The sequence below is a fragment of the Lentzea sp. NPDC092896 genome (assembly GCF_044754905.1).
GTDB lineage: Bacteria > Actinomycetota > Actinomycetes > Mycobacteriales > Pseudonocardiaceae > Lentzea.
In genome coordinates this window covers 573835-592937 of record NZ_JBIVPX010000001.1, presented here as the reverse complement: position 1 = coordinate 592937, position 19103 = coordinate 573835, and the positions used below count along the sequence as shown (strand labels likewise).

Sequence of the window (19103 nt, the reverse complement as noted above, 5' to 3'; positions counted from 1 at the left end):
TACGTTCAGCTAGAACACGTTCTAAATTCGGGAGGAAGTCGTGCCGGATCAGGCGTGGTCCCAGTTCTGCCGGGCGTTGGAGAAGGCCGGTGAGGTGATCCTCTCCGACCAGGCACCGGACACTCCGCTCGACCGCGCGGAGGGCTACCGGTACCTCGCGCGGCTCACCCGCGAGATGCTCTACTCCTGCCTGGACAACGCCGATCCCGACTTCCCGCGCTTCCACGAGCTCGACCTCGTGAAGATCGGCGCGGACAACCCGGACAACGTCTACCTGTCCGCGAACGTCCGCGGCGACCGCACGTACCGGATCACCGGGACGCGCGGCAGCATCGCGTACTTCAGCATCGGCTCGAAGGCCAACCGGTACGCCAAGGACGGCACGATGGCGTCGACCGGCGAGCTCTCCGACGCGGACCTGACGATCGCGCCGGACGGCACCGTGGAGATCATCGCGAGCGCTTCTCCCCAGGACGGGAACTGGTTACCGCTCGCCCCCGACTCGACCGGCCTGGTGGTGCGCCAGACGTACCTCGACCGGAGCACCGAGGTTCCCGGTCAGTGGCACATCGAGCAGCTCGGCGGCCCGGCCGAACCGGCCGCGCTGACGCCCGAGTTCCTGGCGAAAGCGTTGCAGCGGGCGGCTTTGTCGGTGCACGGCACCGCGGCGACGTTCGCGCACTGGACGCGCACGTTCATGGCGCGTCCCAACGAACTGCCCGACTTCGGCCAGGAGATGTTCCAGCGGGCCGGCGGCGATCCGGGGATCTTCTACCTGCACGGGTACTGGGTGCTCGAGCCCGGTGAGGCGTGGGTGATCGAGACCGACGTGCCGGACTGCCCGTACTGGAACTTCCAGCTGGACAACTGGTGGATGGAGTCGCTCGACCACCGCCGCAGGATCACGGTCAACAAGCACACGGCGTCGTTGTCCGAGGGGCGCTTGACGATCGTGGTCGCGGCCGAGGATCCCGGTGTCGGCAACTGGATCGACACCTGCGGCCACAGTTCCGGCACCGCGTTGCTGCGCTGGCTCGGCGCGAGCGCCCACCCGATCCCGAAGTGCCGCGTGGTGCCCCTGGAGGAGGTTCGATGACGGTCACGACCGCGCTGAACGTGCCGGAGCTGCTGGAGAAGGCGTCCGCGAAGACCGGGCTCACGGACTTCGGCGACGACTGGTTCCGCGAGCCGCTGGACGTGCTCGTGCGCAGCCTCAACACCGAGGCCGCGTTGTCCCCGCTTGGTTTCGAACTGACCAGGCACCGCCTGACCGCGCTGCTGTCCGACCGGTTGCGGCTGCGCGCGTTGCAGCGGGCGAACCCCGGGGTGCTGGACGTCGAGGTCCGGGTGGCCGCCGAGATCTGCGGCCTGCCGCGCACCGGTTCCACGCTGCTGCACCGGCTGCTGGCGGCGTCGCCCCAGGTCACGTCCACGCTGTCGTGGGAGGTCGCCTACCCGCTGCCGTTCCCCGGCGAAAGCCCCGACGCCGAGCAGCGCAAACGTCGTGCGCAGGAACGCATGGAGATGTTCTCGCAGCTCTCCCCCGATTTCGGCGACCTGCACACCGTGGTGTGGGACGGACCGGAGGAGGACGTGATCCTGCTGGACCGGACGTTCGTGTCGATGAGCTTCGACTCGTTCTACTGGGTGCCCTCCTACGGCGACTGGCTGCGGTCCGCCGACCAGCGCCCGGCCTACCGCGAGCTGCGCGAGTGGTTGCAGGTGTTGCAGTGGCAGAACTCTTCTCGCTCCCTGCCCTGGGTGCTCAAGTCGCCGCACCACCTGACCGCCGTCGACACCGTGCTGGACGAGTTCGCCGACTGCAAGATCGTGATGACGCACCGCTCACCGGTCAGCGCGGTGCCGTCGTACGCGTCGATGGTGCGCGCGATGTCCTCGCAGTACAGCGAGAACATCGATCCGGTCCGAATTGGACGGTACTGGTCCCGCCGGTTCGCCCAGACGTTGCGGGACTTCGCCGCCGCCCGGTCCGCGCGCCCGGACCGGTTCGTGGACGTGCGGTTCGCCGACACCGTCAGCAAACCGCTCGAAGTCGCCCGCGAGGTGCTGGACGCGCTCGGCCTGCCGGCCGGTCCCGCCGACTCTGCGGCGTTCGAGACCTACCTGGCGCGCAACCGCACCGAACGGCACGGCTCGCACTCCTACACGCCAGAGGACTTCGGGCTGTCCGAGGACCAGCTGCGCCGTGACTTCGCCTTCTACTCGGAGGTCTACCTGTGATGCTGCAAGACGAGGTCGTGGTGATCACCGGCGTCGGCCCCGGCCTGGGTTCGAAGCTCGCCGTCCGCGCCGCCGCCGAGGGCGCCAAGGTCGTGATGGCCGCCCGTTCCGCCGACGTGATGAAGCAGGCGGAGAAGGACATCGTCGCCGCCGGTGGCGAGGCCGTCGGCGTGCGGTGCGACGTGCGCAGGCCGGAGCAGGTGGCGGAACTGGTCGAGACGGCCGTGGCGCGGTTCGGCACCATCACCGGCCTGGTCAACTCGGCGTTCGGGCACCCCGGCTGGTTCGACCTGCTGGAGACGCCGGAGAAGGCGGTCCGCCGGTCGATGGACATCATCCTGTTCGGCGCGCTGAACGTGACCCGCGCGGTCGTGCCGCACATGAAGGCCGCCGGGCGCGGGTCGATCGTCAACGTGGGCACGATGACGACCCGCAAACCGATGCGCGGCGAGGGTGGCTACGCCGTGGCGAAGGCCGCGATGGCGACCGCGACCCAGTTCCTCGCACTGGAACTGGGCGAGCACGGCATCCGCGCGAACCAGGCCGTGATGGGCTGGCTGGACGGACCGGGCGTGCGCTTCTACCTCAAGTTCACCGCCGAGGCGCGCGGGATCACCGAGCAGGACGTCTACGACGAGATCGCCGCCCGCAACCCGCTGGGCCGCATCCCGACCGACGACGCGTGCGCCGGAGCGGTGCTGTACCTGTTGTCCCGGCACGCTTCCGAGGTCACCGGTGCCGTGCTCGACGTCAACGGCGGGGAGTACATGCCGGCATGACCCACCTCATCGAATCCGTGGTCGTCGAGATCGACGCGCCTGCCTCCTTCGTGTGGGAAGTACTGCTCGACTACCCGCACTATCCACAGTGGAATCCCTACACGCTGGCGGTCGCCACGACGCTGGAGATCGACTCGCCGATCGACCTCACGCTGCCCCGTCCCGACGGCGGCGAGGGGACGTTCATCAGCCGCGAGTACGTCCGCGAGGTCGAGCCGCCCCGGTTGCTGCGCTACGACACCGGCGACACGTTCCCCGGCCTGCTCGGCACGCGGGACCAGCTGATCACGCCGCTCGGGCCGCGGCGGTGCAGCTACCGCACCTTCGAGACGTTCACCGGCAGGTACGCCGACGCGGTCTTCGAGGCGCAGCGGACGTACGTGAAGAACGGCTTCGACTCCGTCGCCCACGCGTTGCGCGACCGGGTCGTGTCGCTGCTCAGAGTGTGAGCAGCTCGTCGATCGCCGCCTCGTCACCGCTGTGGGCGAGGTGCGCGATGGCGAGCATCGGCGCGATCGCCTGACTCCAGGCGAACAACCGATCTCCGTCGAGCCCGCACGCGGTCGCCACGGCCTCACACCGGGCTCGCACTCCCTCCTGCCCGGCGCCGGCCACCACCAGATCGACCACGTCGAAGCACGGATCACCCAGGCACGCCTTGGGATCGATGGCCATCAGGCCGCGTTCCCCGCCGTCGAGCACGTTGCCCGGGTGCAGATCGCCGTGCAGCAACACCGGCGACGTGTCCGTGTCGAGCAGCTTCTCGCACCGAGCTTTTGCCCTGTCCCAAAGAGCCTGGCTGATCCGCGCCCCGACCACCGGTTCGGCCAGCCGCCGCCCGATCCGCGCGAAGGACTCCTCGCACCGGTCGCGCAACAACCCCACCGGCCGCGCGGGCACACCGTGCAACGCCGCCAGCAGATCGGCCCACCGGCCGGGCAGCGAGGCGAACGGCAGGTCCTCGGCGAGCGTGCCCGGCAGCACCTCTTCGAGCACGACGGCGTCGCCCTCGGCGGCCAGCACCGCCGGAACCCGTCCCGAGGAGGCGAACAGCGCGAGCATTTCGCTCTGGGCGGCCAGCAACTCCGCGTCCGGGCTGAGCTTCAGCACCGCCGGCGTGCCGTCGTGCCACCGGCACCGCAGCACCACCGACACCGCACCGGGTTCCAGCGCCTCCCCCGGCACGAGCCCCCACCGCGCGCTCACCCGCTCCACCAGCGCCGGCACGTCCGCGCACCAGCCGGCGACCTCCGGCCCGAACCGCCGTGCCAGCCGCGCCGTCATGTCCGCCTGATCTTCCACCGGCCCGACGCTACCGCCCACCAGCCGAACAGGACGACCGCCATTTCCCCGTCCAGCACGGACATCAGAGCACCACACCCACGAGCGCTCCTGCCGACATCGTCAGGGGAATCCGCCGGCAGGACGACCGGGCCGGCGACCAGCGCGAGAACTCTCCTGTCCCGCACCGTCGGGAACACGAAGTCGCTGGTCATCGGACCGCGGCCCGAGCTACGGGGCCGGGCCTGGTCCTAGGTGAGTAGTTGTACCGATGCCTGCCGCGGGAACCCTCGGCACTCTCGACGTGTGACCGAAATCGACCGTGGCCGCCTCGCCGCTCTGGCCGGGTTCGCCACCACCGCCGTGCTGCTCGTGCTGACCGTCGTCGCCTTCCAGACCGACGCCCTGGAATCGTTCGGCTGGCAGGGCGGCGAATACGCGTACTCGTTCGTCTGGATCGCGCTCGGGTCCGCCATCGCGGGTCTCGTCGTGAAGGTGGCCGCGCCCGCTCCGTGGCGTTCGGCCGGAACGGGACTGGCGCTGGCCGGCACGGTCGGCGTGGTCGTCGTCATCACGCTGATCGTGGTGTTCGTGTGGGCTCTCTCGAACCTCTCGGTGTAGCCGTGCGTGACGGCGGCCGTCTCGTCGCGTTGGCCGGGTTCACCGCCACGGCCGCGCTACTCGTGCTGACGTTCGCCGCGCTCGTGACCAACGCGCTGCTGCCGCTCGGCTGGCAGGGACCCGAGTACCTCGTCGCGTTCTTCTGCATCGCGCTCGGCTCCGCGATCGCCGGCCCGGTCGTCAAGCGGGCCGCACCCGTGCCGTGGCGCCCCGCGGGTTCCGGGATGCTGCTGGCCGGTCTGGCCGGGCTCGGGCTCCTCGTCGCGCTCGTGGCGTTGATCTACTGGGGCTTCCCGGACTAGTTAGAGCATCCGTGACAGGCCGCGCAGCGCGGTGGCGATCTGCTCGCGGTGCCCGTCCAGCGTCTCCCTGGTGACGCCGTCGGCCGCGGCCGTCGCGACGTCGTCCGTGGCGATCTTGAGCACCGCGCTCATGGCGGCGGCCTGCACGCGGACCTCGATGGCGTCACGCGGCATGCCCGCGCGCACGGCGAGCACCTCCGCGAGCGCGTCCTCCGCCCGTTCGCGCAGCATCAGGTAGGCGGCGCGCAACGCCCGTTCGCCGTGGGTGAGCCGCACGACGGCGAGCACGGCCTCGATGTCCTCGTCGGTGGCCGCGTCCAGCAACGGGCTGTAGGCCTCGCGCAGGTGGTCGATCAGTTCGAGCTCGCGCGGCCAGTCGTGCAGCACCGCGCAGAAGGCGTCGACCATCTTGGTGAGCAGCGGTTCGACGCAGCTCTCCTTGTGCGGGAAGTAGCGCCAGAACGTGCGTTCGGAGACGCCCGCGGCCTGCGCGATCTGCTCGCCGGACGTGGCGGCGACGCCCTGGTCGGCGAAGAGGCGGACCGCGTGGCGTGAGATGTCGAGGCGCTGACGTTGACGCTGCTCGTCGCTGACCGGCGGCCTGCCCCGGCGAGGCTTTTCTGTCACAACGTCCGTCATCGGGCGATTTAAGCACGTCACCCGGCCGGGAACATTTATTGGCACCATCTGCCAATAAGCGCTACGGTCGGTGCATGAGCATTGACGCAGAGCGCCTGAAGCTGCCGCTGGCCAGGCCGAACGTCCTCGATCTCGCTCCGCTCTACGAGGTGCTGCGACGCGAGGCGCCGATCGCGCCCGTGACGACACCGGCCGGCGACCCCGCCTGGCTCGTGACGCGGTACGAGGAGGTCCGCCTCCTGCTGGGAGACAAGCGCTTCGGCCGGTCGCACCCGGAACCGGAGAAGGCGTCCCGCATCTCGACCTCCGCGGTGCAGGACGGTCCGACGGGCGAGTACGCGACGGAGGAGGCCGACCACACGCGCATGCGCCGTCTGCTGACTCCGGCGTTCTCGGCCAAGCGGATGCGGATGCTGGGCGAGAACATGGAGAGGCTGGTCGACGGCTGCATCGACCAGCTGACCGCCGAGCACGAGATGACCGGCGTGGTCGACCTGCACCGCGGCCTCGCGTTCCCGTTGCCCGTCGCGATGATCTGCGGGCTGCTCGGCGTGCCGGAGGAGGACAACGAGCTGTTCGCGTCGCTGTCCGAGCGCATGGCGAGCACCGAGATCGGCGAGGCGGCCCACGAGGCGCGCGAGGAGTTCTTCCGCTACATGGTCGGGCTCGTCGAGGGCAAGCGCGGGAACCTCGGTGAGGACGTGATCTCCGACCTGGTCCGCGCCCAGGCCGAGGACCCGTCGTTCGACTACGTGCAGATGGTCCGCCTCTGCGTCGGCCTGCTGTTCGCGGGCCACGAGACCACCGTCAACCGCATCGGCCTCGGCGTGCTGTTCCTGCTCACCGACCGTTCTCGCTGGGACGCGCTCGTCGCCGACCCGGACGGCCGCGTCGACGCGGTGGTCGAGGAGGTCATGCGCCTCGGCGCGCCCGGCGACCTCGGCCTGCTGCGGTACGCGAAGGAGGACGTCGACATCGCGGGCGTGACCATCAAGGCCGGTGACGCGCTGGTCATCTCGGTCAACGCGGCCAACCGCGACGCCTCGGTGTACTCCGAGGCCGAGGAGTTCAACCCGGACCGTCCGGAAAGGACACACCTCGGCTTCGGCCACGGCGCCCACTTCTGCATCGGCGCCTCCCTGGCCCGCACCGAACTGCGCGTGGTGTTCGCCGCGCTGGCCAAGCGCCTGCCGTCGATGAGGCTCGCCAAGGACCTCGACCAGCTGCAGGTCCGCGCGACGCTCACCGGTGGCGTCGCCGAGCTGCCCATCACCTGGAGGTAGGCCGTGAAGGTAGTGGTGGATCAGGGGAAGTGCGTCGGTGCCGGGCAGTGCGTGCTGGCCGCCGACGACGTGTTCGACCAGCGCGACGACGACGGTCTGGTGGACCTGCTGGACGCCAGCCCGCCGGCGGAGCGCCTGGCCGACGTCCGGCACGCGGCGGCCGTGTGCCCGGCGTCGGCGATCGCGGTGGAGGACTAGTCCTTCATGAGCGGCTCGGTCAGCTTCGAGCCGTCCGCCTTGCCCACGAAGCAGTAGATGAGACGGCTGGAACTGCGGTACCCGTTCTCCGTCTTGACCTTCCAGGCCTCGGCGGTCGGGATGATGACCCAGTACCGCAGGGTCTTCTCCTTGTCCTGACCGCCGACCTTGGCCGACAGGAACGTGCGCGTGCACCCGGTGCCGCCGGTCTTGGTGAGCTGCTCGGCACCGGGGTACGCCACGTCCTTCTCGATCTCGGTGCTGGCGAGCACGGTGTCGAGCAGTTCGACGTCGTGCTCGGCGTAGCAGCCCACGCGATCCTTGGTCTGGATCTTCGGGGCGTCCTTGGCGGGCAGCCAGGTCAGGCACGAGTTGCGGAACGCCATCAGGTTGTCGCCCTTGATGTCGCCGTCCGGGCCGAGGGTCAGGACGGGCTGCATCGCGGCGGTGCTCGCGGGGCCGTCGGTCACGCCCAGGCCCATGTTCGTGAACATCGGCTTGAACACGGTGAAGTACAACAGGACCAGCGCGCCGATGAGGAACAGCGGGATCAGCGTCGCCGAGAAGATCAGTGCTACCGGGCGTTTCCGGCGTGGGGGAACGTAGATGGACGGAGCCGGGGCGAACTGGCCGATGACCACCGGGCCGGACGTGGGCGGAGGAGGCGGGACCTGCACCCTCAGCGTCGGACCGTCCACGGCCGGGGTCGGCTCCCCGGCGGTGAGCGCTCGTTCGATCAGCCGATGTGCCTGCGCGACACCGAGTCTGCGGGCGGGGTCGGGTTCCATCAGGCCGGTGATCAGCTCGCCGAGCGGGCCCGCGACCCTGGGCACCGGGCGTTCGCTCATCACCGCGAGGATCGTCGCCGAGGTGGTCGCGCGGTCGAACGCGCCGCGGCCCTCCACCGCGAAGAACAGCGTCGCCCCCAGCGCCCACAGGTCCCAGGCGGGCGAGGCCTCGCCGCCCGCCAGGCGTTCCGGGGACATGTAGGCGGGCGAACCGATCAGCGTGCCGGTCGCCGTCAGCCGGGGATCGTCCACGGACTGGGCGATGCCGAAGTCGGTGAGCTTCGCGGTGCCCCTGCCGGGCACCATCACGTTGCCGGGCTTGACGTCCCGGTGCACGACGCCGGATCCGTGCGCCGCCTCCAGCGCGTTCAGCAGCTGGCCCGCGAGCGTCGCCGCCGCGCGGGCGCTGAGCGGTCCGGAGCTCTCGACCAGGGACTCCAGCGTCGGAGCGTTGATCAGCTCCATCACGATGAACGTCTGGTCGTCCTCGGAGATGAGGTCGTAGACGGTGACGACCGCCGGGTCCTGAAGTTGCGAGGCGATGCGTGCCTCGCGCAGCACGCGTTCCTGGTACACGGCGCGTTCCTCGGCCGGTACGCCCACGGGCAGCAGCAGTTCCTTCACGGCGACGTCGCGGCCGAGGACGGTGTCCTTTCCGAGCCACACGGCCCCCATGCCACCCCGGCCCAGCTCACGTTCCAGCCGGTAGCGTCTGTTGCCCACCTCGCGCATGCGCGGCAGTCTTTCACCCGGTCCAGTGACGTACACGAGCAGCGTCACCTGACGGGCGCGACGGGCTGAAGGCCCCGCTTAACGTCGCGCGGCGTGAGACGACTGACGAAGCTGTTGGCAACAACGCTGCTCCTGACCGGGCTGGCGCCACTCGCGCCGGCGTCGGCGAGCACCCCGAACTGCACGACGGTCGCGGTCACCGCCCCGGCCGGTGCGAAGATCGAGTCCGTGGACGCCGTGAGCCGTCCCGAGCACTGCGAGATCACCGTGACGCTCACGCACGCCGACGACCACGTGAAGGTCGTCGTCGGTCTCCCGCTGACCGGCTGGACCGGCCGGCTGCAGGGCGTCGGCGGCAGCGCTTACGCCGCGGGTGACACCGGAGCGCCGTTCGCCCAGGCCGTGAAGGACGGCTACGCGGCCGTGACGACCGACGCGGGTGTGCTGGACGGCCTGAACACCAGCTGGGCGCTCAAGAACGGCGAGATCGACCGCACGCTGCTCACCAACTTCGCCACGCGTTCGGTGCACGAGGCGGCCGTGATCGCGAAGCAGGTGGTGCGCAAGCACTACCAGCGTTCGGTCAGCTACTCCTACTGGAACGGCTGCTCGACCGGCGGCCGCCAGGGTTACGCGGAGGCGCAGCGGTTCCCGGACGACTACGACGGCGTCCTCGCCAACGCCCCGGCCGTGAACTGGTCCCAGTTCGCCGTCGCGACGCTGTGGCCGCAGGTCGTGCAGGGCAACGACGAGCACGTCGTCGGCAACTGCGTGCTGGAGGCGTTCCGCAAGGCCGCCGTCGAGGCGTGCGACGCGCAGGACGGTGTCACGAACGGCATCGTCGACCGCCCGGACCGGTGCGGCTACGATCCGCGTCAGCTCGTCGGCGCGAAGATCCTGTGCGAGGGCAACGAGGTCACGGTGTCCAAGGCCGACGCCGACGTCATGCGCAAGATCTGGGACGGCCCCACCGACGAACGCGGCCGCAGCCTCTGGCCTGGTCTGCCGAAGGGCGCCGACCCGGTGTGGCTGGCGGGCACGATTCCCGGCTTCCCCGGCCCCGGTTTCCCCGTGGCCGCGCAGTGGGTGCAGAGCTTCCTGCTCGAGCAGCCCGGTTTCGACACCTCGAAGCTCAGCTACGCCCAGTACCGCGACCTGTTCCGGCAGTCGGTCCGCGAGTTCGACGGCGTCATCGGCACCTCGGACCCCGACCTGTCCGCGTTCCGGCGCTCGGGCGGCAAGCTGATCACGTTCGTCGGCACCAACGACCAGCTGATCCCGCCCGGCGGCACGCTGAAGTACCGCGACGCGGTCGAGCGGCGGATGGGGTACGTGAACGACTTCTACCGCCTGTTCACCGCACCCGGTGTCGACCACTGCTTCGGCGGCAACGGCCCGCAGCCCACGAACGCCCTGGGGCAGTTGGTCGACTGGGTCGAACGCGGCAAGGCTCCCGCGACGCTGACCGCCGCCACGGCCGACTCGACCCGCAACCTGTGCCCGTACCCGCGGACCTCGCGGTACGTCCACGGCGACCCGAAGGCGGCTTCCAGCTACCTCTGCGTCTGAGCACCGGTCGGCCAGGGACGGCGGAGTTTCTCCGTCGTCCCTGGGCGTCATCGACCTCCGAGCGAACCACCGCAGCTCATCGCGTCGGTCGGCGCAGCTTCGCCGTGAGTGCGCACGAGATGCGCCTCGCCCCACACCCGGACTCCTTCGACGACGGGCAGAACCGTTTCCCCGTAAGGCGTGAGCCGGTAGATGACCGGTGCCGGAACCGGTCCGGTCTCCACGCGTTCGACGAGTCCGTCGGCTTCGAGCTCACGCAGTTGCTCGGCCAGCACCTTGGGCGTGATGGGCGCGCCGCGGCGGCGCAGTCCGGCGAAGTGGGACTCCCCGTGGGCGAGCCAGTAGAGCAGGGTCAGCTTCCACTTCCCGCCGATCGCGGCGAAAGCGGCGGCCATCGGACAGCCGGGCAACGGGTTGGGGCGCGAGAGGTTACCCGCAGGTGCCTTCTTGTCCATGGCCGCACTCCGCTCGGATAGTCAGGCCATGACCTTGCCACACAAGCGAATCCTGATCGCGGTCCTGTCGTTCCTGATGGTGGCCGGCACGACCGCGTCCGCCTCCGAGACCCAGGCCGCCGACGGCCAGCGCGACTTCGACTGGGAGATCGGCAACTGGCGCACCAGCGTGCGCGTGCTCGCCGAACCGCTGTCGGAATCTCCCGACGAATGGCTCCAGTTCACCGGCACCAGCCTCGTGCGTCCCCTCATGGACCGGCGGGCGAACGTCGTCGAGCTCAAGATCGCGGGCGACAGCGGCCGGATCGAGGGCATGAACCTGCGGCTGTTCGAACCGCAGGCGAACCGGTGGAGCCTGAGCTTCGTCAGCCTGCGCGACGGGCTGCTGACCCCGGCGGTGTTCGGCGGGTTCCGCGACGGCGCGGGCGAGTTCTACGGCGACGACCAGCTCGGCGGCCGACCGATCAAGGTGCGCTTCCTCGTCTTCCGCCAGGGCCAGGACAAGGCCCGGTTCGAGCAGGCCTTCTCCGGCGACGGCGGAACGACGTGGGAGACGAACTGGATCGCGGTCGACCGCCGGATCTGATCTTCAGACGAGCTTCTCCCCCAGCCACTTCCGCGCCACCGCCCACGCGTGGCCGTCGGGTTCGATGACGCTGAAGTGGTCGCCTCCGGGCGATTCCACGAACTCCGCCAGGGCGTGCGACTTCGCGTAGGTACGGCTGAACTCCGCCGGAATCACCTCGTCCGCGGCACCGTGGATCGCGAGCACCGGCACGCCGCCGTCCGCCATCTCCACCGGCGACGTGACGGCGTACAGACCGGGGTCCTCCACCGCCGAGGCCCCGAGCAGCAGCCGCGTCATGCCGTTCCCGACCGCGGCCGCCACGATCGGCCAGGCGTCGGGCTCGGACGGGCCGGGCGCACCGCTGGGGGGCTCGCCGTCGAGGTCGGCGAGTTCGGTGCCGAGCCGGGCGTTGTCGGCGGAGACCAGGTCGAGCACGCCGGCGATCGACACCGCGCCCACCAGCCGAACTCGGGGACGCGCGCCGACGACGCCGTCGGGAAGGGTGGCCCGGTGCGCGGTCCACGTCGCGAGGTGACCACCGGCCGAGTGCCCCACGACGGCCACCCGTTGCAGGTCCAGGGGCGCTTTCAGTTCCGTCACCAGGTCTACGGCACGGGCGACGTCCTCGAACGTGCCGGGCCAGCCGCCACCGGGCTCGCCGACGCGGCGGTACTCGATGCTCCACACCGCGCAGCCCTGGTCGACGAGGTCGGCGATCAGCGGCTGCACGGCCGTGTCGTCCCACATCGCGGCCCACCAGCCGCCGTGGATCATCACCACGACGGGGAACGGGCCATCACCGGACGGCAGGTGCAGCATGCCGTGCTGGGACGGTTCGGTGCCGTAAGCGATCCTCTGAGCCCTCGGGATGCTCATGCGGAGAGCTCGCCTTCCTCTGCCATGACGAGCGCGTCGATCGCGTCGAAGAACGCCTTGATGCCGGGCAGGTTCGGGCCCTTCTCGCTGGACGCGGCGTAGTCCTCCGAGGAACGCCATTCGACGATGTCGAGCCATTCGTCGCCGGGCAGCCGCACGAGCCGGGCACCGAGGAATCCCTCTCGGTCGGCCTCGAAGTCGGCGATCATCGCCGGCCGGGCGGCGAGCAGCGCCTCGACCTTCTCGGGCGCGACGCGGAAGCGGGTCAGTTCGACCGAAGTAGTCATGAACTCATGATAGTCATGATTCATGACTAAATCCAGAAGTCAGTCCTGTGAGGACCGACCCACCAGGCGCTGGTGTTCGGTGATGTCGACGAGCATTCGCTTGAAGCGCGTGTACTCGCCCTTGCCGACACGTTCGGCGTGCCGTTCCTGCATGGCGGCCATGATGTGGTCCGCCGCCTGCATCTGCGCGAGGCCGCGGCCGGTCGGGCAGATCAGCTTCGCCCTGCGGTCGCTCGGGTCCGGCCGCCGTTCGACGTAGCCGAGCGTCTCCAACTCGTCGATCAGCGTGCCGATGATCTGCTTGTGCTGCCCGGAAAGCTGCGCGAGGTCCGTCGCGCGCACCCCGTCCGGGTCCAGGTAGGCCAGCACGGCGCCGTGACGGTGCTTCAGGTCGCCGAACCCCAGCTCGGCGAGGGTCTGGAAGAGTTCGCGCTGCACCGCGAACAGCAGCCGGCCCGACAGGACTCCCAGATCGGGGTTCGAGGCGTTGCGTTCCGCGCGGGTGACCATCGGAACACCCTAGCGACGGACCAGTTCGCGCCCGAGGACCTCCCTGAGATGGACCTCGATGAAGATCCGCAGGTAACGGTCGTGGGCCAGCTCGTCGAACGCGGCCATGAGCGCGGGGTCCCGCCCTTCGGTCAGGTTCACGATCCGCCACAGGTTCAGCGGATCCTCCCCACCACCGCCCACCGAGTGCTCGACGTGGAAGATCGGCTGCCCGGTCCCCGCCGTGAACACGCGGCCGTCCGGAGCCTCGAACCGCGCGTCGCCCACGAAGAACGCGCGGCGGTTCTCGTGGTCGAGCCGCACGTGCTCGATGATCAGCGCCGCGCTCGCCCTGTCGACCCAGAGGCGTTGTTCGGACACCCGCGTGAACTCCTCGACCCGGCCGCGCCAGACGCTCGGGAGCTTCTCGGCACCCGGCAGGACCACGGTCGGGATGAACAGGTCCGGCGCCTTGGCCTTGCGAACCTCCATGTCCCAGAGCCGCGCGCCCGTGTACTCGAACGGCGGAGACACCACATAACGCTCGCGCAGCACCTCGTTGACCCGCACCGGGGCAGGTCCGCCGTCGTGGCACCGGCCGTGACCCAGGCCTGCTCGAAGACCGCCTCGTGGTCGAGCGTGGTGATCATCACGCCCCCAACTAGTAATTTATAGTGATAGTCACTATATCTTACTACATTGAGGAGTAGCTTCCGAAGGCGACACAGGACGGAGAAACGACATGCCCACGATCACCACCCCCGACGGCGTCGAGATCTTCTACCAGGACTGGGGCACCGGACAGCCGATCGTGTTCAGCCACGGCTGGCCGCTGTCGTCGGACGACTGGGACGCCCAGATGCTGTTCTTCGTGCGGCAGGGCTTCCGGGTCATCGCGCACGACCGCCGCGGCCACGGCCGTTCGTCCCACGTCGCCACCGGCCACGACATGGACCACTACGCCGCCGACCTGGCCGCGCTGACCGAACACCTCGACCTGCACGACGCCGTCCACATCGGACACTCGACGGGCGGCGGCGAGGTCGTGCACTACATCGCCCAGCACGGCGAGTCCCGCGTGGCGAAGGCGGCGCTGCTCGCCGCCGTGCCGCCGTTGATGGTGCAGACCCCCGCCAATCCCGGCGGGCTGCCTCTCTCCGTGTTCGAGGGGCTGCAGGCCCAGTTGGCCGCGAACCGCTCGGAGTTCTACCTGGCGCTGCCGTCCGGGCCGTTCTACGGGTTCAACCGCGATGGGGTTTCGGCCCGTGAGGGGTTGATCCGGAACTGGTGGCGGCAGGGGATGATGGGGTCCGCGCTTGCCCATTACGAGGGGATTGTCGCGTTCTCGCAGACTGACTTCACGGAGGATCTGCGGAGGATCACCGTGCCTGTGCTGGTGATGCACGGGGATGACGATCAGATCGTGCCGATCGCCGATTCCGCGTTGTTGTCGGCGCCGTTGTTGAAGAACGGGACGTTGAAGGTTTATGAGGGGTTCCCGCACGGGATGCCGACCACGCACGCGGACGTGATCAACGCTGACCTGCTGGAGTTCATCCGGTCCTGATCGCGGGTGGTCGCGTTGTGCGGGCCGTTCCTGTTCCAGCGGGGTTGGTCGCGTTCCGTACGAGAGGTCGCCTTGCGAAGGTGGGCGCGCGGGTAGTGACGAAGTGCGGGGTTGCGATTGGGGCTTGACCTTGAGCCTCTAGCTGGGCGCGTAGTCGGCCTCACAAGCCGGGGTTCAAAGCGCCCCGGCCGAGCCCACGAGGGTGGCACCCAGCCCCTCAAGGTCAAGCCCCAATCGCCATGAGCGGGGCTCACCGCTACCCAGCGCTCTAGGTTCAGACGGCTCGCTTCGCATCGCCACGCCAGGACTCGTACGTGGTTGCCTTGCGTTGCCGGCTTCCTGGTGGCACCGCGCGCCGGGCCTTCGTACGTGGTCGCCTTGCGCTGGCGAGTGCAGGTGGCAGCGTGCGGGCGTCACCTGCCGTGCGGGCCGTCAGATGCGCTGCAACGCCTTCGGGTACAGCCAGCTGCCGGGCGTGCCCTCCGCCGGGTTCGTGTAGTAGTCCTGGACGGCGGTGACGTACTCCTGCACGCTGATGGCGCCGTCACCGTCGGTGTCCAGGTGCGTGAACGCCGTCAGGCAGTCGGCCTCGGCCAGGCCGCGCGCCTTCAGCAGCACGCCGAACTCGGCGGAGTCCACGCGGCCGTCGCCGTTCGTGTCCATGATGACCAGGAGGGACTGGACGACCTCGAGGAAGTCCATGGCGATCGGGCCGCCCTCCACGAACGCCTCGATCATGGCCTCGCGGTACTCCTCGGGGCCGATTCGGCCGTCCCGGTCGGTGTCGCAGTGGTCGGCCAGCATCTCCCAGAAGCGGTCGTAGGCCTCGATGAGTTCGCGGCCCCGTTCTGACGATGCCGGTTCGCCGTATGCCTGGAGCAGGCGGTTGGCCAGGGCGTAGATGTCCGCTAGTTCGATGACGCCGTTGCGGTTGACGTCGTAGTGGGCGAAGGTCGAGTCGATCCTGTGCTGCAACACCTGCTTCATGACCAGGCACTGTGGTGACGCCGGGCCGCCGGCGCAACGCGCGTCCCCCTCCTGGGTGGTGTTGTTCAGCCGGTTCCGCGAAGCCGGTATAGTTATACCGGCACCCGCTGATGGAGGAACACGTTGATCGAGCTCAAGTCGCCCGCGGAGATCGAGCGCATGCATGTCACCGGCCAGTTCATCGCGGAGGTGCTCGACGAGCTCTCCGCCAGGGCCGCGGTGGGTGTGAACCTGCTCGACCTCGAGCACCACGCGCGTCACATGATCGAGGAGCGCGGCGCCGTGTCCTGTTACTGGGACTACTCGCCGTCGTTCGGACGTGGGCCGTTCCGCAACGTGACCTGCCTGGCCGTCAATGACGCCGTGCTGCACGGGTTGCCCAAGAGCTACGTGCTGGAGGACGGTGACGTGCTGACCATGGACATCGCCGTCACCGTTGACGGGTGGGCGGCCGACTCGGCGCTGACCGTGGTCGTCGGCACGCCCCGCGAGGAGGACCTTCGGCTGGTCAAGGCCACCGAGGTGGCCCTCGCGGCCGCCATCGAGGTGGCGCAGGTCGGCAACCGCATCGGGGACATCTCCGCGGCGATCGGCGAGGTCTGCACCGGGCTCGGGTACACGCCCAACCTGGAGTTCGGCGGGCACGGCATCGGGCGCACCATGCACGAGGCGCCGCACGTGGCCAACAACGGGCGCCGCCGGCACGGCATGAAGCTCAAGCCCGGCCTGACCATCGCGATCGAGCCGTGGCTCGCCGCCACGACCGACCAGATCATCTACGACGAGGACGGCTGGACGCTGCGTTCGGCCGACGGGTCGCGGACGGCGCACTCCGAGCACACCGTCGCGATCACCGAGGACGGGCCGTTGGTGCTGACCCGCCGCAAGAGCGAGCTGAGGCCTCAGGCCGAGCCCGAGGCCTCCGAGTCGACTCAGGCGCGGTTGCCGTAGTCGACGAGCTCCACCAGCAGGCCCGTCGACGGCCCGAGGTGCGCGAACGCGACTCGCAGCCCGGGCCGTCCGCCCTGGCACGGCTTCTCGTCGACCAGGATCGCGCCGCGGTCCTGCAGTGCCGCGAGGTCCGCGTCGATGTCGTCCACCTCGAACGCCACGTGGTTCAGGCCTGGGCCGAGCCGCGCGAGGTGTCCGTGGACGGCGGCGTCGGGGCGCACCGGGGCGACCAGTTCGATCGACGTGGTGTCGCCGGGGCACTGCCAGAACGAGGTCGCCACGCCGTAGACGTCGACGTCGTCCTCGTAGGTGCACTTCAGGTCCATCAGGCCCATGCCGGACGCGGCGGCCTTGATGTCGTTGGTGACCACGCCGACGTGGTCGATGCGCAGGATCATCCCGACTTCTCCTGTGCGCTCGACACGGCGGCGACGAGGCTGCCGACGTCCTTGATCGCGAAGTACTCCTGCAGGTCCAGGCGCACAGCGAACTTCTGCTCGATGCCCGTGAGCAGGCGCAACGCGTCGTAGCTGGTCCAGTTGGCGAGCGCGTCGAACCGGGCGTCGGCCGAGATGTCCTCGGCCGGCAGGTCCGTCACCTGGCCCACGAGGTCCGCGACCTCCACGAAAACCTCAGACATCGGCCGAATCCCTTTCCACGACGAGGTTCGTCCACTCAGGACTGATCTGCGGCCGCGGCTGCAGCGGCAGTGCGAAACGGCCTTCCGCCAGGCGTTCGAAGCCGGCTTCCGGGTAGAACGCGGCCGCGGCCTTGTTGCGGTCAGTGGCCGTGAAGTCGGCCTCCAGCCGCAGGGCACCCGAGGACGCGGCGCGGTCGGCGATGTGCTGCACGACGGTGTGTTCGACGCCGCGGGTGAAGACCCGGCAGCTCATCACGAAGTTCTCGACGAGCCAGTGGTCGTGGTGCTTCGACACCCAGACGCCGCCGACGATTCCCTCGGCACCGAACCGGTCCGCGACCTCGAAGACCAGCACGACGTGGTCCTCGGACGCGGCCATCTCGCGAGTGCGGGACTCGGCGTGCGAGGTGCCGATCATGTTGAACTGGTTGGTGCGCTGACCGAGCTGGACCAGCCGGGGCAGGCTGAACTCGTCGGCCTCTCGGACCGAGACCTGGATCTCCAGGCTGCGCAGGTAGTCCTGCACCGAGCTGAACGAGCCGGCGAACTCGGTGCGTTCGGCACGGGCCTTGTAGAGCTGGGTGCGGTCGCGATCGGTCGCCGTGGTGGTCAGGACGTCGAACGAACCGTTGCGCTGCAACGCCGTCACGTGGTCGGCCGGGTCGCCGTTGAGGTGCACGACGGTGACCTCGGGGATGGAGCCGCGGACGAGCTGCGTCTCGAACGTGCTGTCGTCGGCGAAGACGAAGCTGTCCAGGCCGAGGTTGAGGCGGCTCGCGAGCCCGCGGATGTTGTGGTCCTTGGGCTGCCAGTCGACCGCGCTCGCCGCGATGTCGGCGGGGCGGATCACCATGTCCGGGTGGTCGTTCAGGACCTCGTCGACGATCGTGGCCTCGTTCTTGCTGGCCAGCGCCAGAACGACGCCCTGCTTGCGGAGCTGCACGGCCCGGCGCTGCATCTCGCGGAACGCGTTGCCCGGGTACATCGGGCCGATCTGGATGCCGCTCGGGCCGTCGTCGCCGACGACACCGCCCCACAGCGTGTTGTCCAGGTCGAGCACCAGGACCTTCTTGGCCAGGCCGAGGAACGCGCGGCAGAAGTTCGCGGCCTCCGCGGCGTAGACCTGCTCGACCTCGGGAGTCCAGGCCGCGCTGGCGAACCGGTACAGCCGTTCGTCGCGCAGCCGGGCCGGGGCGTCGACCAGGTACGCCTCCAGGTCCAGCGCGTGCACCTGGTCGTGGCGCAGGGCCATGCCGAGCAGGTCGCTGTTCAGGTCGCGCCAGGCCCTGCCCAGAGCGGCCCTGCCGTCGAACGCCACAACGCCGCGCATCTCCACCGGCGACAACGGCACGGTGTGCACGAGAACAGCGCTGCCGGAGCGTTCGGTGAAGGAGCGGACCAGGTTGTCGAACATCGACCAGCGGCCGCGGACGTTGTTGTCGAACGACTCCACGTCGTCCCATTCCGCCGGGACGAACCAGTCGTCGTGCAGCAGGCACAGGGTCACCTGCGGTGCGAACGACGCCAGCGGCGAGTCGGGGCTGCTCAGGTCGACGGCCAGCTGGTCGAAGCCGGACACGTGGATCTCCGGCACGATGCCCTTGCCCAGCAACGCGACCCGCAGCAGCGGCGCGACCCCGGACGCGGTGAACGTGCCGGTGATCGCGATCTTCACCGGCTTGAGCTCGCCGAGCAGGCCCGCCGGTACCTTCGCGAGCAGCCGTCCGGCTTCCAGCAACGCCGGAATGTCCGTCAACTGCTGGAGATCGTTCAACAGAGCCGGATCGGCGGCCGCGTCGGGCTTGGTCAACTGGCGGATCCGCGCCAGGATCTCTTTGGTCTCCACGGTG

25 protein-coding genes are annotated in these 19103 nt (G+C 69.5%); 12 read left to right on the top strand and 13 right to left on the bottom strand.

Translation table 11 applies throughout. The features are described 5' to 3' along the window. Positions 1–40 precede the first annotated feature (40 nt). Genes ACIQF0_RS02945 through ACIQF0_RS02930 form a run of 4 tightly spaced genes read left to right on the top strand, consistent with a single transcriptional unit; the run spans position 41 to position 3469 of the window. Positions 41–1096 (top strand): DUF1214 domain-containing protein, encoded by a 1056-nt coding sequence (locus tag ACIQF0_RS02945; protein WP_401023799.1) that lies wholly within the window; start codon positions 41–43, stop codon positions 1094–1096. Continuing rightward, positions 1093–2241 (top strand): sulfotransferase family protein, encoded by a 1149-nt coding sequence (locus tag ACIQF0_RS02940; RefSeq protein ID WP_401023798.1) that lies wholly within the window; start codon positions 1093–1095, stop codon positions 2239–2241. The genes ACIQF0_RS02945 and ACIQF0_RS02940 overlap by 4 nt, the downstream gene beginning before the upstream one ends. Then, the gene (locus ACIQF0_RS02935; protein ID WP_401023796.1) at positions 2241–3020 is read left to right on the top strand and encodes an SDR family oxidoreductase; all 780 of its coding nucleotides are present in this window, start codon (positions 2241–2243) and stop codon (positions 3018–3020) included. The genes ACIQF0_RS02940 and ACIQF0_RS02935 overlap by 1 nt, the downstream gene beginning before the upstream one ends. After that, entirely contained in the window at positions 3017–3469 is a 453-nt protein-coding gene (locus ACIQF0_RS02930; protein ID WP_401023795.1) for an SRPBCC family protein, read from the top strand. Before ACIQF0_RS02935 ends, ACIQF0_RS02930 begins: the two co-directional genes overlap by 4 nt. Here ACIQF0_RS02930 and ACIQF0_RS02925 read toward each other — a convergent pair. Together ACIQF0_RS02925 and ACIQF0_RS02920 are read right to left on the bottom strand one after the other, a co-directional pair. Then, the gene (locus tag ACIQF0_RS02925) at positions 3459–4322 is read right to left on the bottom strand and encodes an aminoglycoside phosphotransferase family protein (protein ID WP_401023794.1); all 864 of its coding nucleotides are present in this window, start codon (positions 4320–4322) and stop codon (positions 3459–3461) included. The two genes, ACIQF0_RS02930 and ACIQF0_RS02925, sit on opposite strands and share 11 nt — an antisense overlap. Then, entirely contained in the window at positions 4301–4516 is a 216-nt protein-coding gene (locus ACIQF0_RS02920; RefSeq protein ID WP_401023792.1) for a hypothetical protein, read from the bottom strand. Before ACIQF0_RS02920 ends, ACIQF0_RS02925 begins: the two co-directional genes overlap by 22 nt. A gap of 91 nt (positions 4517–4607) precedes the next feature. Between ACIQF0_RS02920 and ACIQF0_RS02915 the strand changes: the two genes are divergently transcribed. Continuing rightward, on the top strand, positions 4608–4922 hold the full coding sequence (locus tag ACIQF0_RS02915) for a hypothetical protein (protein WP_401023791.1): 315 nt from the start codon (positions 4608–4610) through the stop codon (positions 4920–4922). Positions 4923–4924: 2 nt separating this feature from the next. Further along, complete coding sequence (locus ACIQF0_RS02910; RefSeq protein WP_401023789.1) at positions 4925–5224, top strand: hypothetical protein; 300 nt, start codon at positions 4925–4927, stop codon at positions 5222–5224. On the opposite strand, the gene ACIQF0_RS02905 is transcribed toward ACIQF0_RS02910, so the two are convergent. Further along, on the bottom strand, positions 5225–5863 hold the full coding sequence (locus tag ACIQF0_RS02905; protein ID WP_401023787.1) for a TetR family transcriptional regulator: 639 nt from the start codon (positions 5861–5863) through the stop codon (positions 5225–5227). Between the two features lie 74 nt (positions 5864–5937). On the opposite strand from ACIQF0_RS02905, the gene ACIQF0_RS02900 reads away from it, so the two are divergent. Beyond that, positions 5938–7146, top strand: a complete 1209-nt coding sequence (locus ACIQF0_RS02900; protein ID WP_401023785.1) for a cytochrome P450 — start codon at positions 5938–5940, stop codon at positions 7144–7146. Between the two features lie 3 nt (positions 7147–7149). Continuing rightward, complete coding sequence (locus ACIQF0_RS02895; protein WP_382444937.1) at positions 7150–7344, top strand: ferredoxin; 195 nt, start codon at positions 7150–7152, stop codon at positions 7342–7344. On the opposite strand, the gene ACIQF0_RS02890 is transcribed toward ACIQF0_RS02895, so the two are convergent. Continuing rightward, positions 7341–8864, bottom strand: coding sequence for a serine/threonine-protein kinase (locus ACIQF0_RS02890; protein ID WP_401023783.1), 1524 nt, complete (start codon positions 8862–8864; stop codon positions 7341–7343). The genes ACIQF0_RS02895 and ACIQF0_RS02890 overlap by 4 nt on opposite strands. A 93-nt stretch (positions 8865–8957) precedes the next feature. On the opposite strand from ACIQF0_RS02890, the gene ACIQF0_RS02885 reads away from it, so the two are divergent. Next, complete coding sequence (locus ACIQF0_RS02885) at positions 8958–10433, top strand: tannase/feruloyl esterase family alpha/beta hydrolase (RefSeq protein ID WP_401023781.1); 1476 nt, start codon at positions 8958–8960, stop codon at positions 10431–10433. A gap of 47 nt (positions 10434–10480) precedes the next feature. Here ACIQF0_RS02885 and ACIQF0_RS02880 read toward each other — a convergent pair whose 3' ends face one another. Next, positions 10481–10888: a winged helix-turn-helix transcriptional regulator gene (locus tag ACIQF0_RS02880; RefSeq protein ID WP_401023779.1), complete on the bottom strand. Its 408-nt coding sequence runs from the start codon at positions 10886–10888 to the stop codon at positions 10481–10483. A 28-nt stretch (positions 10889–10916) separates the two neighbouring features. On the opposite strand from ACIQF0_RS02880, the gene ACIQF0_RS02875 reads away from it, so the two are divergent. Continuing rightward, positions 10917–11474, top strand: a complete 558-nt coding sequence (locus ACIQF0_RS02875) for a hypothetical protein (protein WP_401023777.1) — start codon at positions 10917–10919, stop codon at positions 11472–11474. Positions 11475–11477: 3 nt separating this feature from the next. On the opposite strand, the gene ACIQF0_RS02870 is transcribed toward ACIQF0_RS02875, so the two are convergent. The 4 genes from ACIQF0_RS02870 to ACIQF0_RS02855 are packed head-to-tail and all read right to left on the bottom strand — an operon-like array spanning position 11478 to position 13678. Then, on the bottom strand, positions 11478–12332 hold the full coding sequence (locus ACIQF0_RS02870; protein WP_401023776.1) for an alpha/beta hydrolase family protein: 855 nt from the start codon (positions 12330–12332) through the stop codon (positions 11478–11480). After that, entirely contained in the window at positions 12329–12619 is a 291-nt protein-coding gene (locus tag ACIQF0_RS02865; protein ID WP_401023774.1) for an antibiotic biosynthesis monooxygenase, read from the bottom strand. Before ACIQF0_RS02865 ends, ACIQF0_RS02870 begins: the two co-directional genes overlap by 4 nt. 39 nt (positions 12620–12658) lie before the next feature. Beyond that, entirely contained in the window at positions 12659–13129 is a 471-nt protein-coding gene (locus tag ACIQF0_RS02860; RefSeq protein WP_401023772.1) for a MarR family winged helix-turn-helix transcriptional regulator, read from the bottom strand. A 9-nt stretch (positions 13130–13138) separates the two neighbouring features. Beyond that, the gene (locus ACIQF0_RS02855; protein ID WP_401023771.1) at positions 13139–13678 is read right to left on the bottom strand and encodes a hypothetical protein; all 540 of its coding nucleotides are present in this window, start codon (positions 13676–13678) and stop codon (positions 13139–13141) included. 172 nt (positions 13679–13850) lie between these two features. Here ACIQF0_RS02855 and ACIQF0_RS02850 point away from each other — a divergent pair, with 172 nt between their 5' ends. Then, positions 13851–14675 (top strand): alpha/beta fold hydrolase, encoded by an 825-nt coding sequence (locus ACIQF0_RS02850; protein WP_401023769.1) that lies wholly within the window; start codon positions 13851–13853, stop codon positions 14673–14675. 432 nt (positions 14676–15107) lie between these two features. Here the strand turns inward: ACIQF0_RS02850 and ACIQF0_RS02845 are convergent, their stop codons facing one another. Continuing rightward, positions 15108–15662, bottom strand: coding sequence for an EF-hand domain-containing protein (locus ACIQF0_RS02845; RefSeq protein ID WP_360030881.1), 555 nt, complete (start codon positions 15660–15662; stop codon positions 15108–15110). 123 nt (positions 15663–15785) lie between these two features. Between ACIQF0_RS02845 and map the strand changes: the two genes are divergently transcribed. Further along, a complete protein-coding gene (gene map, locus ACIQF0_RS02840) occupies positions 15786–16613 on the top strand; it encodes a type I methionyl aminopeptidase (RefSeq protein ID WP_360030883.1) in 828 nt (275 codons plus the stop codon). On the opposite strand, the gene ACIQF0_RS02835 is transcribed toward map, so the two are convergent. From ACIQF0_RS02835 to ACIQF0_RS02825, 3 genes are read right to left on the bottom strand one after another with little or no spacing between them, the layout of a single operon-like run. Beyond that, positions 16595–17011, bottom strand: coding sequence for a VOC family protein (locus ACIQF0_RS02835; RefSeq protein WP_093588358.1), 417 nt, complete (start codon positions 17009–17011; stop codon positions 16595–16597). The two genes, map and ACIQF0_RS02835, sit on opposite strands and share 19 nt — an antisense overlap. Continuing rightward, positions 17008–17253 (bottom strand): acyl carrier protein, encoded by a 246-nt coding sequence (locus tag ACIQF0_RS02830; protein ID WP_093588359.1) that lies wholly within the window; start codon positions 17251–17253, stop codon positions 17008–17010. The genes ACIQF0_RS02835 and ACIQF0_RS02830 overlap by 4 nt, the downstream gene beginning before the upstream one ends. Further along, positions 17246–19099, bottom strand: a complete 1854-nt coding sequence (locus ACIQF0_RS02825) for an HAD-IIIC family phosphatase (RefSeq protein ID WP_401023766.1) — start codon at positions 19097–19099, stop codon at positions 17246–17248. The genes ACIQF0_RS02830 and ACIQF0_RS02825 overlap by 8 nt, the downstream gene beginning before the upstream one ends. Between the last annotated feature and the right edge of the window lie 4 nt (positions 19100–19103).

Excerpts from the sequence above, each read along its gene's own strand:
- ACIQF0_RS02940 (WP_401023798.1), top strand. The coding sequence starts at position 1,093 with ATGACGGTCACGACCGCGCTGAACGTGCCGGAGCTGCTGGAGAAGGCG.
- ACIQF0_RS02935 (WP_401023796.1), top strand. The coding sequence starts at position 2,241 with ATGCTGCAAGACGAGGTCGTGGTGATCACCGGCGTCGGCCCCGGCCTG.
- ACIQF0_RS02930 (WP_401023795.1), top strand. The coding sequence starts at position 3,017 with ATGACCCACCTCATCGAATCCGTGGTCGTCGAGATCGACGCGCCTGCC.
- ACIQF0_RS02920 (WP_401023792.1), bottom strand. The coding sequence starts at position 4,516 with ATGACCAGCGACTTCGTGTTCCCGACGGTGCGGGACAGGAGAGTTCTC.
- ACIQF0_RS02905 (WP_401023787.1), bottom strand. The coding sequence starts at position 5,863 with ATGACGGACGTTGTGACAGAAAAGCCTCGCCGGGGCAGGCCGCCGGTC.
- ACIQF0_RS02900 (WP_401023785.1), top strand. The coding sequence starts at position 5,938 with ATGAGCATTGACGCAGAGCGCCTGAAGCTGCCGCTGGCCAGGCCGAAC.
- ACIQF0_RS02890 (WP_401023783.1), bottom strand. The coding sequence starts at position 8,864 with ATGCGCGAGGTGGGCAACAGACGCTACCGGCTGGAACGTGAGCTGGGC.
- ACIQF0_RS02880 (WP_401023779.1), bottom strand. The coding sequence starts at position 10,888 with ATGGACAAGAAGGCACCTGCGGGTAACCTCTCGCGCCCCAACCCGTTG.
- ACIQF0_RS02875 (WP_401023777.1), top strand. The coding sequence starts at position 10,917 with ATGACCTTGCCACACAAGCGAATCCTGATCGCGGTCCTGTCGTTCCTG.
- ACIQF0_RS02870 (WP_401023776.1), bottom strand. The coding sequence starts at position 12,332 with ATGAGCATCCCGAGGGCTCAGAGGATCGCTTACGGCACCGAACCGTCC.
- ACIQF0_RS02865 (WP_401023774.1), bottom strand. The coding sequence starts at position 12,619 with ATGACTACTTCGGTCGAACTGACCCGCTTCCGCGTCGCGCCCGAGAAG.
- ACIQF0_RS02860 (WP_401023772.1), bottom strand. The coding sequence starts at position 13,129 with ATGGTCACCCGCGCGGAACGCAACGCCTCGAACCCCGATCTGGGAGTC.
- ACIQF0_RS02850 (WP_401023769.1), top strand. The coding sequence starts at position 13,851 with ATGCCCACGATCACCACCCCCGACGGCGTCGAGATCTTCTACCAGGAC.
- ACIQF0_RS02845 (WP_360030881.1), bottom strand. The coding sequence starts at position 15,662 with ATGAAGCAGGTGTTGCAGCACAGGATCGACTCGACCTTCGCCCACTAC.
- ACIQF0_RS02835 (WP_093588358.1), bottom strand. The coding sequence starts at position 17,011 with ATGATCCTGCGCATCGACCACGTCGGCGTGGTCACCAACGACATCAAG.
- ACIQF0_RS02830 (WP_093588359.1), bottom strand. The coding sequence starts at position 17,253 with ATGTCTGAGGTTTTCGTGGAGGTCGCGGACCTCGTGGGCCAGGTGACG.